Here is a 13021-nt window from a genome sequence, read left to right on the forward strand (position 1 = left end):
TCCCTTCGCTGCTCAAGCATAGTCGATCATGTATCGATACCGAGGTTCCCGAATCGCCTTGTAACAAGGCGCGCGGCGGGAATATTGATCTGCGTGTCGTCGCTGGATCGTCATCATCACTGTGAACGTGCCCGAGGAGAAGACGTGGATTCCCGATTGAATGCTTTTCTTGAACGCGCCGAGTCGGTTCTGGCGCGGATCGAACCACTGTTGCCGGCACTGCGCCCGGAGATTGACTGGAACACTTGCCTGGCTGCGCGTTGGCAGCGTGATGGCCGCAGTGGATACCTGCTGCCGCTGGAAGTCAGCCTCGACATGCGCCTGTCCGACCTGATCGGCGTTGACCGGCAACTCGAGCAACTGGGGCGCAACACCCAACAATTCCTCGACGGCATGCCGGCCAACCATGCGCTGCTGTGGGGTTCGCGTGGTACCGGCAAGTCTTCGCTGGTGCGGGCGTTGCTTGCGGAACATGCCGGCGCGGGCCTGCGCCTGATCGAGATCGAGCGCGATCATCTGGCGGACCTGCCGCGGGTGGTCGAGCAGATCGCGAAACTGCCGCAACGTTTTGTGCTGTTCTGCGATGACTTGTCGTTCGAATCCGGTGAAGGCGATTACCGCGTGCTCAAAAGCGTGCTCGACGGCTCGCTGGAGCAAGCGCCAGACAACGTTTTGCTGTACGCCACTTCCAATCGTCGCCACCTGGTACCGGAGAAGGAAAGCGACAACGAGAACTGGAAACGCGTCGACGGTGAGCTGCACCCCAGCGAAGCGGTAGAAGACAAGATCGCGCTGTCGGACCGCTTTGGGCTGTGGTTGTCGTTTTATCCGTTTACCCAAGAACACTTCCTGAATGTCGTCGAACACTGGATCGGCCAGTTGGCCGCCAAGGCCGGCCTGAGCTGGCAGCGCGACGAAGCGCTGGACATCCTTGCCGTGCGTTGGGCCACCGGCCGCGGCAATCGCAACGGACGTTGCGCGTACCAATTCGCCCGTTACTGGGTGGGACTGAAATTGTTGGAGCACAAGGCATGATTGATTTGCAACAGAGCGGCCAGGGCCTCGAAGGCTATGGCATGTTGGCCGCGCAACTGGAGTCGCTGCTGGCTGACGAGCGCGATTTTATCGCTAATGCCGCGCAGTTTTCGGCATTCCTGTTCAACCAGCTTGATGACCTGAACTGGGCCGGTTTCTACCTCAATCGTAACGAAGAACTGGTGCTCGGTCCGTTCCAGGGCCAGATCGCTTGCGTGCGCATTCCGTTTGGTCGCGGTGTGTGCGGCGCGGCGGCAGCCAGCCTGCAGACGCAACGGGTTGAAGACGTGCATGCATTTCCCGGCCACATCGCCTGCGACAGCGCATCGAACAGCGAACTGGTGGTGCCGCTGGTCAAGGACGGTCGCCTGATCGGTGTTCTCGACCTCGACAGTCCGAAACTCGCGCGTTTTGGTACAGATGACCAGGCTGGAATCGAGCACTTGGCGGCTATCTTCCTGCGCCTGACCGACTGCTGATCAGCGGCTGAGGCCAGCCTTGTGCAACAGGCTGGCCGTATCCACGGCATCGATCTGGCGTGGATCGAGAAAACGCTCGGCGTACTGCATATACACGCCGTCATTGATAAATAAGCCAAACAGCTGTGCATCAATGTGTGCCTCGCGGCACATGGTGGCCATGATCCCGAGTGCTTCACTCAACGACTTGGCTTTCTTGTAGGGCCGGTCGGCCGCCGTCAGCGCCTCGAAAATATCGGCAATCGCCATCATCCGCGCCGGCAGGCTCATCTCTTCGCGCTTGAGGCGTTTCGGATAGCCGGTGCCGTCCATTTTTTCGTGATGGCCACCGGCGATTTCGGCAATGCTGTCGAGATGGCCGGGGAAGGGCAGGTGGCTGAGCATCATGATGGTCTGCACCATGTGGTGATTGATGATGTAGCGCTCTTCACGGGTCAGCGTGCCGCGAACGATGCTCAGGTTGTACAGCTCGCCACGATTGTACTTGTTGTCCGGTACATCCAGTTTGAAGCCCCACGGATTATCCTTGGGGATCAATTCATTGGGATCACGTTCCAGCAGATGTTCGGGCTTGTCCGCCAGTAACGGTTCGCTGACCGGCAAGCTCGGCGCAGGTGTTCGTGTCTGGCGGCGGTTTTCTGCCCATGACACACCCAGACGGTCATCCAGTGTACGCATCCAGGTGCGTCGGCCGAGACCCGCGAGGCGCTGCAGGTCTGCTTCGGCCATGGCTTCACTGCCCAGATTGCAGCGGGCGACAAATGCAAAATCGTCATCCAGTTCCGCCAATGTCGCATCACGAATTTCGCCCAGTGACGTTTCGTCTCCTCCCAAGGTCCGCGCCTGCCAATAACTGATCCACGCATCGCGCTTGAGCACTTCGAAGCGGGTGCGGATCTCGTGGATGCGATCGTTGAGGGTTTCCAGTTTGGTGGCCTTGTCGACCACGTATTCCGGTGTCGTGACCTTGCCGCAGTCGTGCAGCCAGGCGGCAATGTGCAAAGCCTCCCATTCATCCTCGGTAGGCTGATAGGCACTGAACGCAGGGGTCTGACTGGCTGCGGCGGCCTGGGCGAGCATCAGGGTCAGCTCCGGTACGCGCTGGCAATGGCCGCCGGTGTAGGGACTCTTGGCGTCGATGGCCCCGGCGAGCAGTTGAATGAACGCATCCAGCAGTTGCTTCTGTCTGGCCTGCAGACGCTGGCTTTCGATACTCACCGCGGCCGCACCGGACACCGCTTGCAGGAAGGCGATACGGTCGGGCCGCAATTTTTCCAGGTCGGCCGGGGTGCCGCTATCGCCTACCAGCAGAATCAGCAGGCCAATGGTTTCGTTGTGGCGGTTACGCAGGCGAATGCCGATCAGATGCACCCTGGGCGCGGTCATCGCCAGCAGAACCTTCTGCAAATCGCCGGCGTGTTCGAAACCAAGGCTGATGACCACATTGTCGGCGCCGATCAGTTGCTCAAACCACGCCGGCCCCTGTTTTTCTTGCAGGTCCTGACCCTGGATGTCGAACGCTTCCAGCGCTTGTGGCGCGCCATCAATGATCAGCCCATAGGGCTCCATGCGATTGCCATCGCTTTCGCGCAGATAGATCAGCCCAGCCTGTGCCTGGGCGATCTGAACGGTTTCGAACAACACCCGTTGCAGCAACGGGGCGAAGCGGGTTTCCGCGCACAGACTGTCGGTGATCCGGAAGAAGCTGGCCAGAGTGTCTTTCATCCGGGCCATCGAGACGCTCAGTTGATCGACTTCCAGTACCGGTGAACGCCGGGTCAGCGGAAAGTTGAAGTCGAAACTGCGGATCGCGTCGGCTTCCTTGACCAGCGCATGCAGCGGTTTGACCAGAATGCGCGAGATCAACCAGCCCAATGGCAGGCACAGCAGCAGCGTGGCCAGGGTCACCAGCGCACCTTGCCAGCGCATGCGGTAGGCGTCGACCAGCAATTCGTCTTCCGGCACCAGTAACGCCAACTGCAATCCTTGCGGGCCGCCTTCACGCATGCTGCTGCGGGCGACGATCCATTGCCGGTCATTGGCCTTGAGGCGATTGCCGGTGAGGGCGCCGGAGAGGAGCGCGTGCAGGCTTGGGCTCAGGTCGGCGGCTTTGGCCAGATGAGCGGTGCGGTCGTCGACGATCAAGCGGCTGCTGTCGGGATAGGCCACCGCATTGCCGTCGGCATCGAACAGGACGATTTCGGTGGACGGGGTGACGACGTGTTTGCTCAACGTCGCGGACAACGCGGCCAGTGTCAGGTCGGCGCCGATTACCGCGTGTTCACCGCTGCGCCGGGCGAGGGTGGTGCCGACATTGTGGGTGGAGAAAAATACATAGGGCTCGGTGGTGATCTGCCCGGCCTGCTGACGGGCGTCGGTAAACCAGGCGCGACTGCGCGGATCGTAGTTGTCCTCGGGGTTGTCCCGACGGCTGATGGCGGTCAGCGCCTGGTCAAAGAACAGTGATTGCGAGTGAGCCTTGCCTTGTGCGTCGTGCTCGATGCTCCAGACCTGGTAGCTAGCTGCTTCCGGCGCCTTGAGCAGTGCTTTGAGTGCGGCGTTGCGCAGTGGCCGCACCATGAAGAAGTCGCCATTGGCATAGCCCAGATACAGCGAGGCCAGATTCGGGTTGTCGGTGAGTGACTGGCTGAACGGTCGGAGCAACGGCAAGCGCTGGTCGAGCCCTGCGGCCTGAGTGGCGGGGTTGACCGCCAGCAGGCTCAACAGATGGCGGATCGGCTGATAAGTGGCGGACAGGTCGGTGCGGACATCCTGCTCGATCCGGTCGAACAGTTTTTCGCTGCTCGACAGGATGATTTGCGTGGTCTGGTGATAATTGAATAACCCCAACACCACCCCGGTGAGCAACAGGAGAAAAGTGAACATGACGCTGATGTGCACGTGCAGCGGCAACCGGCGTTGCTCCGGGCGCAGTGGGCTGGGCATTTCGGGTTCTCCATGATGGTTAACTCACTGCTCAGCGCCAAGCATAGTTAAGCCCCGCTCATTCTGCTTTGTTCGGTCAGCAGCAGTTGTTGCTGCAGCGCTTGCTCCAGATCGAGCATCGCCAGATTGCTGGCTTCGCGTCGTCGACGGATCTCCTCGGCTGGCAATGTCTGCTGGCAAGCCTGCTCCAGTGCATCGCAGCAGGTGATGAGTTGCCTTGCCTGAGCGATGCGTGCCGCACCTTTGATTTTATGGGCGAGGAGTGCCAGCGCCTGATGATCGGTATCCGGCGACAATCCCAGCAACTCCTGACGATCGAGGCGATTACTGTTGAGCAACTCGGTCATCAGCCGCAGCGCCTGAGCCGGACTGCCTCCTGTCAACACACTCAAACCGTCAAAGTTGAATGTCTGGCTCGGGATCGACGGGCAAATGCCGCTGACCCATTGGCTCAGGACACTCAGGCTCAGCGGCTTGAACAGGCAATCGTTCATCCCCGCCTGTTTGCAGCGTTGAATCTCTTCCGGCAAGGCGTTGGCGGTGAACCCCAGCACGGTGCACGGTGGTTGCTGCAACTGTTTCTCGTGCTGACGAATGGCACGGGTCAATTCGTAACCGTTCATCAGCGGCATGTTGCAGTCGGCGATCACCAGGTCGAATTGCCCGTTTTTCCATCGTTCGAAGCCACTGCAACCGTCCTGCGCAACGCTGAAGTGATGGCCGAGAAACTCCAGTTGCTGACACATCAGCAGACGATTGGCAGGATGATCGTCCACCACCAGAACGTTCAGGGGCAATGAGTGGGGCGGTATCGCCGGCGCGACTTTTTGCGGCGCCGTTTCCGCCGGCAAGGTTTCGATGGGCAGGGAAATGATCACCCGGGTACCGATGCCCAGTTGACTGCTCAGTTGCAGCTGTCCGCCCATCATCTGGCACAGGCTGCGGCTGATGACCAGCCCCAGTCCGGCGCCGCTGCGGCTGCGCTGGGTACCGTTGTCAGCCTGGGCAAAGGGTTCGAACAGGCGCTGTTGATCCTCGGCGCTGATGCCGACACCGCTGTCCTGTACGGTCAGCTGGATCAGTGAGTGTGCCTGATCGCCGCCGGTGATCAGGTCGAGGGTGATGCGCACATGCCCTGATTCGGTGAATTTGATGGCATTGCTGATGAGGTTCGACAGCACCTGCTTGAAACGCAGCGGGTCAAGTTGCACATCGACGGACAGCTCTGGCGGATTGACCGTCAACAACAGGGACAGGTTTTTCTGCCGGGCCAGACCGTCGAAAATACGCACCACCGAGCTGACGGTGGCGATCAGGTTGACACGCTCGGGGCTCAGGCTCAGACGTCCGGATTCGATGCGGGCGATGTCGAGAATGTCGCCGATCAGCCCCAACAGGTCCTTGGCTGAGTGGTAGGCGGTGTCGATCGATGAACGATCGGGGTGCTGCGGGTCGATGCGCCTGAGCGTCAGTTCTAGCATGCCGATCACGGCATTCATGGGCGTTCGGATCTCATGGCTCATTGTGGCGAGAAAGGTGCTTTTGGCCCGATTGGCATCGACCGCCTGATCTTTGGCGGCACGCAGATCGTCCATCAGCTGGCGACGCTCGCTGATGTCGATCCAGCCGCCGATGATGCCCTGGACGTCGCCGCTGGAGTCGCGGTAGGGCAGGATCCAGTGATAAATCGTCAGGCGCTGATTGCCGATGTGCAGCGGCCGGTCGAGTAGCAGCGGCTCGCCTTCAGCGACGACCCGTTGGTAATCGGCGTGAAAGGCGCGGGCCTCGAAAACGTTGCTCAGGGTGCCCTCCATCACACTCTTGCCTATCACTTCTTCACGCCGGGCGTTGAATACTTCCAGGTAACTGTCGTTGCAGCTTTGCAGTAATCCCGCTCGGTCACGTACGTAAATCGGGTGCGGCGTACCATTGACCAGCGAGCGCATGAACTCGAACTGATCGCTCAAGGCCCGTTCGGCGGTCTTGCGCTGAATGATCTGGTGGCGCATGTAGGCGTTCCACGCCAGTAACACCGACAGAACCAGGCAAGCACCGAGCATCACTTGATAGAACAGGCGTTGGTAGTTGTGCCAAGTACTTTGCGAGGCGGTCGAGTAACCGCGCCAACGGCCATTGATCACGCCCAGCTCTTCGGGGGCAATGCTTAGCAGTGCTTTGTTGATGATCGACGCCAGCTCGGTGTTGTCCTTTGCGGTCGCTAACGAGAAAGCGGCCTGACCGGTACCGAGGGTGGTAGTGATCTGTAGCGGGCGCTCGAAAATGCGCGATGAGATGAAGTAGTTGGCGATCACCAGCGAATTCACCGCGCCGTCGACCCGGCCTTCGGCAAGCATGGCGACGGCGCTGAAGGTGTCCTGAGTTTCGATGAGATGGATGCGCGGAAACTCGCGGCGCAGGTACTCGACCATCGGATTGCCCTGAGCGATCGCCACCTGCTTGCTCTTGAGCTGACCCAGATGTGAGGGGCTGTCTGCGCTCTTGCGGGTCAGCAGGACATAGGAGTTCTCCAGATACGGGCGACTGAAGATCAACGTCTGTTCACGTTGGGTGGTCGGCAGCAAGGCTGCGATCAGATCGGCCTGATGGCTGTCGATCTGCTGGATCATCTCGGCATCGTTACGACTGCGCCTGACCTCGAAGCGCAGGCCGGTCCGCAGGCGGATCAGTTCCAGCAGGTCGGCGCTGATCCCGCGAAAATTACCGTCGCCGTCAAAGAAGGTCAGCGGCGCGAAGGCCTCGTTCACCACTACGCTGACCACGGGATGTTGTTTGAGCCATTGTGCTTCCTTTGGGCTCAACTGCAGTTTTTGATCCGTCAGCAGCAGGTCGCTGCCGGCGCTCCAGCGTTTGGCGATGTTGTCACGTTCGCTGCGTGGCACTGCCTTGAGTACGGTATCGATGATGCCCAGCAATTGCGCGTTGTTGCGTCGCACGGCGAAGCCGAATCCCTGAGCTTCCTGTTTACCGAAATTGGCCATGCGCACGTTATTGAGGTAGCCCTTGTTGATCATGTAATGCGTGGACAGGGTATCGCCAAGGAACACGTCGGCCTGGTCGAACGCCACCGCGTTGATTGCGTTCTGATACGAGGGATAACAGGTGATCAGTGCCTTGGGGTAAAGCGCCTTGATTTCGGCCAGCGGCAGGTAGTGATAGACCATGCTCAGGCGCAGTCCGGCCAGGCCCTCGCTGAGGGTGCGGGTTTCGCCTTCGCGGGTGACCAGCACCGGCTGGTCGACGGCATAGGGTTCGGAGAGGGCGAGGTTGGCATTGGCGGCTTCGAAGCCGTTCGCCGTGCCGAGCAGATCGACTTGCCCATCAAGCAACGCCCGGATCGCGGCATCCCGTGAAGTAAAGCGTTTGACCCGAATCGGCAAGCCTGTAGCCTGACTGAGCAACCCCGCATAGTCGGCCGTCAATCCTTCGTAATCGCGACCGCTGACCGTCATGTCGAAGGGCGGGTAATCAGGTGTCGAGGTGCCCAGTATCAATTCATTACGGGTCAGCAGCCACTGTTGTTGCGGCAGATCGAATACCACCGGTATCGACTCGTTCGCCGATCGACTGAGCAACGCGTAGTCGGGGGACGCCGAGGGCGCGGCAAACACTGGAATACTCAGGCACAGGCAAGCACTCAAAACAATCAGGTAGTCCATCAATCGACTGGGCATGTTGGCTCTCACACGAGTGCGTTACGTTTGGCCATCTCGATAAGTTCTACAAGGGACTTGGCTTTGAGTTTTTGCATCAGGCGTTTTTTATAGGTGCTGACCGTTTTGTTGCTTAGAAACATGCCTTTGGCAATTTCCTTGTTGGTGCGTCCCTGGGCAAAGAGTTGCAATACCATCAGCTCGCGATCATTGACGGCCTTGAATAATTCAAGTTCGGCATAGCGCACATCATCACTGCGTACCGGATTCAGTGCCTGGCTGGGAAAGTAGTTGTAACCGGATAGAACAGCTTTGATCGCACTGACCAGTTCACTCAGATCCTCTTGTTTGCACACATAACCCGAGGCGCCCGATTGCATGCAGCGGATGCCGAACAGCGTCGGGCATTGCGCCGTGAGGATCAGGATCTTCAGCGGTGAACCCATGGCGTTGAACCGGGCGAGGACTTCGAGGCCGTCGAGCTTGGGGATGCTGACGTCAAGGATGACGAGGTCGGGCATGCATTCGCGAACCATCTGCATGGCATCAACCCCATTATCGGTTTCGCCGACAACCTTATAACCTTCATGCTCCAGCAACATTCGAACGGCAAGACGGATGACCGGGTGGTCGTCGACAATAAAAACGGAGTTCATAATCAAATCCCATACGAGCGCGAATAAAGCGCGCACCTTAGCTCAGTTGACTGAGTGGTCGCATGGACTGACATGGCTCTAGTGGCTATATAGGAAAAGTCCTACAAGTAAAGAAGATTGGCCCTACCACTGAACTGGGCTGTGCGTAAGTAGAGAACACTTTATTTGTTGATTGATGTGATGAAAGTTATCTGCAAGTTGCCGATGAAAATTCATGTTGTGTTTTGTTTAAAAGTTGCGACGTTTAATCGATTTTCATGCATGGCGATAAAAGGCCAGGCTCGACCGGCCTGGACGGGGCCGGTCGAGCGTCGCCGTTCAATGATGGGAGCGCCCGGTCATTTCCAGTGCCATGTCGCTGGCATAGCTGTCGGTCATGCCCGCGATGAAGTCGATCATGCGCAGAAATGAAGCGTGCAGCGGGCCGTGCGGGTCAGGCGCATTATTGCCCAGCAGATCGAGGATCCTGCGGCTCTTGAACGACGGCGTACGGCCGTTGTGTTGTTCCAGTGCTGCACCGCAGAACGCGTTGAGGAGAATTTCCAGCGTGGTGTAGGCGCCGATTTCATGCAACGTTTTGCGTTTATCCTGAAAGATCTTCTTGCGGGCAATGTCCTTGGCGTTCAGCACGCAACGCTTGGCCGGACCGTGCATGTGTTCCACCAGGTCGCCGGCCAAGGTACCTGCGAGCAACGCGTCCTGTTGCTCGACAAAGGCGCGTGCGGCAGCGTTGGTCAGATGCTCGATGGCTTTGCCGCGCAGAATCGCCAGTTTGCGCCGGCGCGAATCCTGCGGGCCGAGCTGGCGATAGGTTTCCGGAAGATCATCACCGACCAGGCCGAGTAGCAGCGACTCGACTTCGGCGTAGTCCAGCAACTCCATCTCCAGGCCATCTTCCAGATCGATCAGCGCGTAGCAGATATCGTCGGCGGCCTCCATCAGATACACCAGTGGATGCCGCGCCCAGCGCTGTTCTTCCAATTGCGGCAGGCCAAGCTTGTGGGCGATCTGCTCCAGCAGCGGCAGTTCGCTCTGATAGCAGCCGAACTTGTGTTTCTTGTAACCCAGGGAGTCTGCGTGACGTGCGGTCCACGGGTATTTCAAGTACGTGCCCAGGGTCGCGTAGGTCAGGCGCGTGCCGCCATCGAACTGGTGATACTCCAACTGTGTCAGTACCCGAAAGCCTTGGGCATTACCTTCGAAATTCAGGAAGTCGCCGCGTTCGGCGTCGCTCATGGCGTCCAGCCAGCCGCGTCCGGCGGCCTGTTGAAACCAGTGGCGAATCGCGTCTTCGCCGGAGTGCCCGAACGGCGGATTGCCGATGTCGTGGGCCAGGCAGGCCGACTGCACGACCATGCCCAGATCGCTGGGGTCGCACCATTCAGGCAGGGCGCTGCGCAAGGTTTCACCGACCCGCATGCCCAGCGACCGACCCACGCAGCTGACTTCCAGAGAGTGGGTCAGGCGCGTGTGAATGTGGTCGTTGCTCGACACCGGGTGCACCTGAGTCTTGCGGCCCAGGCGGCGGAAGGCTCCGGAGAAGATGATGCGGTCATGGTCTTTGTGGAACGGGCTGCGGCCAAGTTCTTGCGGGCTGTGCAGCGGCTTTCCGAGGCGTTCGCGGTTGAGCAGGGTCTGCCAATCCAAGGCTGGTTCTCTCCGTCTGATGACTGTGGGGGGTGTTCTCCTAGCTTCCCGGTTCAGACTCCAGGCTGCAAGCGTAACTACAGGCCGGCAGCGTCAATATCGATCAACAGCAGGCGCTCACCATTGTCAAAAAACTGCCCGGCCGTCAGACAATACTGATTGCTGGTGGCATCGCGGTAAGTGTTGGACAGCGTCAGGCGCCGCTCCTCCCAGCCTTCGGCGAGCAAATGATAGAAGTACGGACGCCATGACCAGTTATGGCCCAGATAACGGTTGTCGGCGACCCAGCCGTTGTGGCGCCATTCAAGGTTGGGGGTGAGCTGTGTGCCTTGGCGGTCGCACTGATAAAACCGCAGCAACCACGGAAAGGCATCCAGTTGTGGCAAGGCGCTGAGCGGCGCATGGGCTTGAGCCCAGGTCTGCAGGATCGCCATCAATGCGCTGAGTTGCTGGCGCATCTGCATCAATCGCCCGCGCTCGGCCAGTTTCTGTTGCACATAGCGTTGGCGCAGTTCGGCAAAACGCGGCACAAACGCGTCTGTGGAGTAGAACGCTGCCTGCGCCCGAGCGAACAGAAACCCCTGGACATAACGCGCTCCGCATTCCAGAGCGAAATTCAGTTGGGCCTCGGTCTCGACCCCTTCGGCGATGATCCAGCAGCCGGTTTTCTCTGCCATCTGCGCCAATGCCTTGACCACGTCACAGCTCGGCCCGCCAAGGGCTGCGGCCTGAAACAGGCGCATGTCGAGTTCGAGAATGTCCGGCTGCAACGCCAGTACCCGATCAAGCTGCGAGTAGCCGGCGCCAAAATCGTCAATGGCGATGCGTGCACCCGCCTGGCGATATCGCGCAACCACTTCCGTCAGGCGTTGACTGTTGCCGCCCAGTTCAGTGATTTCGAAAACGATGCGTTGCGGATCGACACCGTGTCGCGCCAGTTGTTTGAGGCTGGGCAGGGCTTGGTCAGGGCGCAGGCGACTGATCCAGCGCGGCGACATGTTCAGGCTGAGAAACCACTCGGCAGGGGCTTCATGCAGACGGCTCAAGGCGTTGTCACGGATCTGCCGATCAAGGCGGCGCAGGGCGATGGCTGGGGTGCGCGGGTCAGTGAACAGCGGCCCGACCGAGGCCAGTTGACCATCGGCCTGACGCAAGCGGCCCAATGCTTCGACGCCGGCAATACGTCCCGTGGCGGTATCGATAAAAGGCTGAAAGCAGGCGAGCGGTTGCCCGTCGATCACGGGGCCTCCTTAGTTGTTCTTGTTCTGATGGAACCCTGTCGACCGGATAGGCATTCAGGACTGAACCTCTGGGTAAAAGAGGTTCATCCCGACGCTATTGCAAGAATGCAGCCAGCTGCAGTGACTCAGCGTTTGCCCGAGCTTTGCATGACCAGTTTGATCAATGGACCGAGGCTGGTGCCGAGGCGAATCAGGCGGGTCAAACCACCGGTACCGCCGCTTTTCGCGCCTTTGCCGGTGATAAAGCCCAGCAGCGTCACGGCGGCCACGCCCCACAACGGCGCGTGTTTGATGCCGAATCCGCCCTGCAGGTTCTGCGTCATGCCGCGCATTCGCTGCAGGGGTTGCAGCACTTGCCCGGCCTCATGGCGAATTTCCTGTCGGTGCATTTCCATGCGCAGACGGATCAGCGCCTTGCGCATTTCCCGGCGTGAGCTGTTGTGTGGAAGTTCAGGCAGGCTCATGGCAGCAGGCGCTCCCGGTCATTGGCCAATTCTTCCAGGGTGCCGTGGAAGGGCGAGGATTCATCGAAGACCGCAGCCTTGAGGCGCAACCCGCAGAAGGCAGCTGCCAGCGTATAGAACACACACAGGCCGATGATCGCAGGCAGGCGATAAGTGTCCCAGAACACAATCAGCACCAAAGTCGACAGGCCGACCAGCAACAGCAGCGCGAACACCAACGCCAGTCCTGCAAACAACAGCAGGCTGACAGTGCGGGCTTTCTGCTCCTGCAATTCGATGCCGAACAATTCGACATGACTGTGCAGCAGACCAAGGACGGCGGCGCCCAGGCGCCGCGTAGAGGAACGGGTGCCCGGAATCGGGCCGGATTCGCCGATCGACATAATCAGCGCCGAGTGGCCAGCAGGCCAATCAGAAAGCCTACGCCGGCAGCGATGCCAACCGACTGCCACGGGTTGGCCGATACATAGTCTTCGGTGGCGGTCACTGCAGCCTGGCCACGATCACGCAAAGTGTCTTCGGTCAGCTTCAGGGTTTCGCGCGCACGCAGCAGGCTGTCGTGGATTTGCTCACGCAGTTCATCGGCCTGGTCGCCGGCCAGGGTGGCGGTGTGCTCGAGCAACCGTTCGGTGTCGGCGACCAGGGTCTGGAAGTCGTTCATGAGGATTTCTTGAGCAGTCTTTGCCTTGATGCTGGCCATGGGTGGATCTCCGTAAGTGGCGTCTGAAGCGTTCGAGTATGAGCCTTGTGTGAAGGTTCAGTACAAATGACTGGTACAGCTTTTGCTACGTCGTGGTGCGTTGTCCGGCGAGTGTGCGTTGTTGTCGGGCAGCGCGCCGGGAAAACCTTAACTCAAATAATCCCGGTTCGTGTCAGGACATC

At 59.5% G+C, this 13021-nt stretch carries 10 protein-coding genes; 2 read left to right on the forward strand and 8 right to left on the reverse strand.

What is annotated here, in order from left to right; all coding sequences use genetic code 11:
* The first annotated feature begins 144 nt into the window (after window positions 1–144).
* Both ATI02_RS26155 and ATI02_RS26160 read left to right on the forward strand, forming a co-directional pair.
* Window positions 145–1035, forward strand: coding sequence for an ATP-binding protein (locus ATI02_RS26155; protein ID WP_095189581.1), 891 nt, complete (start codon window positions 145–147; stop codon window positions 1033–1035).
* Complete coding sequence (locus tag ATI02_RS26160; RefSeq protein WP_100847771.1) at window positions 1032–1514, forward strand: free L-methionine (R)-S-oxide reductase MsrC; 483 nt, start codon at window positions 1032–1034, stop codon at window positions 1512–1514. The genes ATI02_RS26155 and ATI02_RS26160 overlap by 4 nt, the downstream gene beginning before the upstream one ends.
* Here ATI02_RS26160 and ATI02_RS26165 read toward each other — a convergent pair whose 3' ends face one another.
* The 8 genes from ATI02_RS26165 to ATI02_RS26200 all read right to left on the reverse strand — a co-directional run bounded on the left by ATI02_RS26165 (window position 1515) and on the right by ATI02_RS26200 (window position 12839).
* Window positions 1515–4460 carry an HD domain-containing phosphohydrolase gene (locus ATI02_RS26165; protein ID WP_100847772.1) on the reverse strand — a complete coding sequence of 982 codons (2946 nt, stop codon included), beginning with the start codon at window positions 4458–4460 and terminating at the stop codon, window positions 1515–1517.
* A gap of 47 nt (window positions 4461–4507) precedes the next feature.
* Window positions 4508–8152, reverse strand: coding sequence for a transporter substrate-binding domain-containing protein (locus ATI02_RS26170; protein WP_100847773.1), 3645 nt, complete (start codon window positions 8150–8152; stop codon window positions 4508–4510).
* An 8-nt stretch (window positions 8153–8160) separates the two neighbouring features.
* Window positions 8161–8787, reverse strand: a complete 627-nt coding sequence (locus ATI02_RS26175) for a response regulator transcription factor (RefSeq protein WP_095189585.1) — start codon at window positions 8785–8787, stop codon at window positions 8161–8163.
* Window positions 8788–9105: 318 nt separating this feature from the next.
* A complete protein-coding gene (locus ATI02_RS26180; RefSeq protein WP_100847774.1) occupies window positions 9106–10434 on the reverse strand; it encodes a deoxyguanosinetriphosphate triphosphohydrolase in 1329 nt (442 codons plus the stop codon).
* Between the two features lie 77 nt (window positions 10435–10511).
* On the reverse strand, window positions 10512–11675 hold the full coding sequence (locus ATI02_RS26185; protein WP_100847775.1) for an EAL domain-containing protein: 1164 nt from the start codon (window positions 11673–11675) through the stop codon (window positions 10512–10514).
* A 125-nt stretch (window positions 11676–11800) separates the two neighbouring features.
* Window positions 11801–12139, reverse strand: coding sequence for a hypothetical protein (locus tag ATI02_RS26190; protein WP_095189588.1), 339 nt, complete (start codon window positions 12137–12139; stop codon window positions 11801–11803).
* Window positions 12136–12522, reverse strand: a complete 387-nt coding sequence (locus ATI02_RS26195; RefSeq protein ID WP_095189589.1) for a phage holin family protein — start codon at window positions 12520–12522, stop codon at window positions 12136–12138. The genes ATI02_RS26190 and ATI02_RS26195 overlap by 4 nt, the downstream gene beginning before the upstream one ends.
* Window positions 12523–12524: 2 nt before the next feature.
* Complete coding sequence (locus tag ATI02_RS26200) at window positions 12525–12839, reverse strand: ElaB/YgaM/YqjD family protein (protein ID WP_025113166.1); 315 nt, start codon at window positions 12837–12839, stop codon at window positions 12525–12527.
* Window positions 12840–13021: the final 182 nt, after the last annotated feature.

Source organism: Pseudomonas baetica, from assembly GCF_002813455.1.
Taxonomy (GTDB): Bacteria; Pseudomonadota; Gammaproteobacteria; order Pseudomonadales; family Pseudomonadaceae; genus Aquipseudomonas; species Aquipseudomonas baetica.

Bases quoted from the DNA above. Each gene is read 5' to 3' on its own strand.
- ATI02_RS26160 (WP_100847771.1), top strand. From the start codon at position 1,032: ATGATTGATTTGCAACAGAGCGGCCAGGGCCTCGAAGGCTATGGCATG.
- ATI02_RS26165 (WP_100847772.1), bottom strand. From the start codon at position 4,460: ATGCCCAGCCCACTGCGCCCGGAGCAACGCCGGTTGCCGCTGCACGTG.
- ATI02_RS26170 (WP_100847773.1), bottom strand. From the start codon at position 8,152: ATGCCCAGTCGATTGATGGACTACCTGATTGTTTTGAGTGCTTGCCTG.
- ATI02_RS26175 (WP_095189585.1), bottom strand. From the start codon at position 8,787: ATGAACTCCGTTTTTATTGTCGACGACCACCCGGTCATCCGTCTTGCC.
- ATI02_RS26190 (WP_095189588.1), bottom strand. From the start codon at position 12,139: ATGAGCCTGCCTGAACTTCCACACAACAGCTCACGCCGGGAAATGCGC.
- ATI02_RS26195 (WP_095189589.1), bottom strand. From the start codon at position 12,522: ATGTCGATCGGCGAATCCGGCCCGATTCCGGGCACCCGTTCCTCTACG.
- ATI02_RS26200 (WP_025113166.1), bottom strand. From the start codon at position 12,839: ATGGCCAGCATCAAGGCAAAGACTGCTCAAGAAATCCTCATGAACGAC.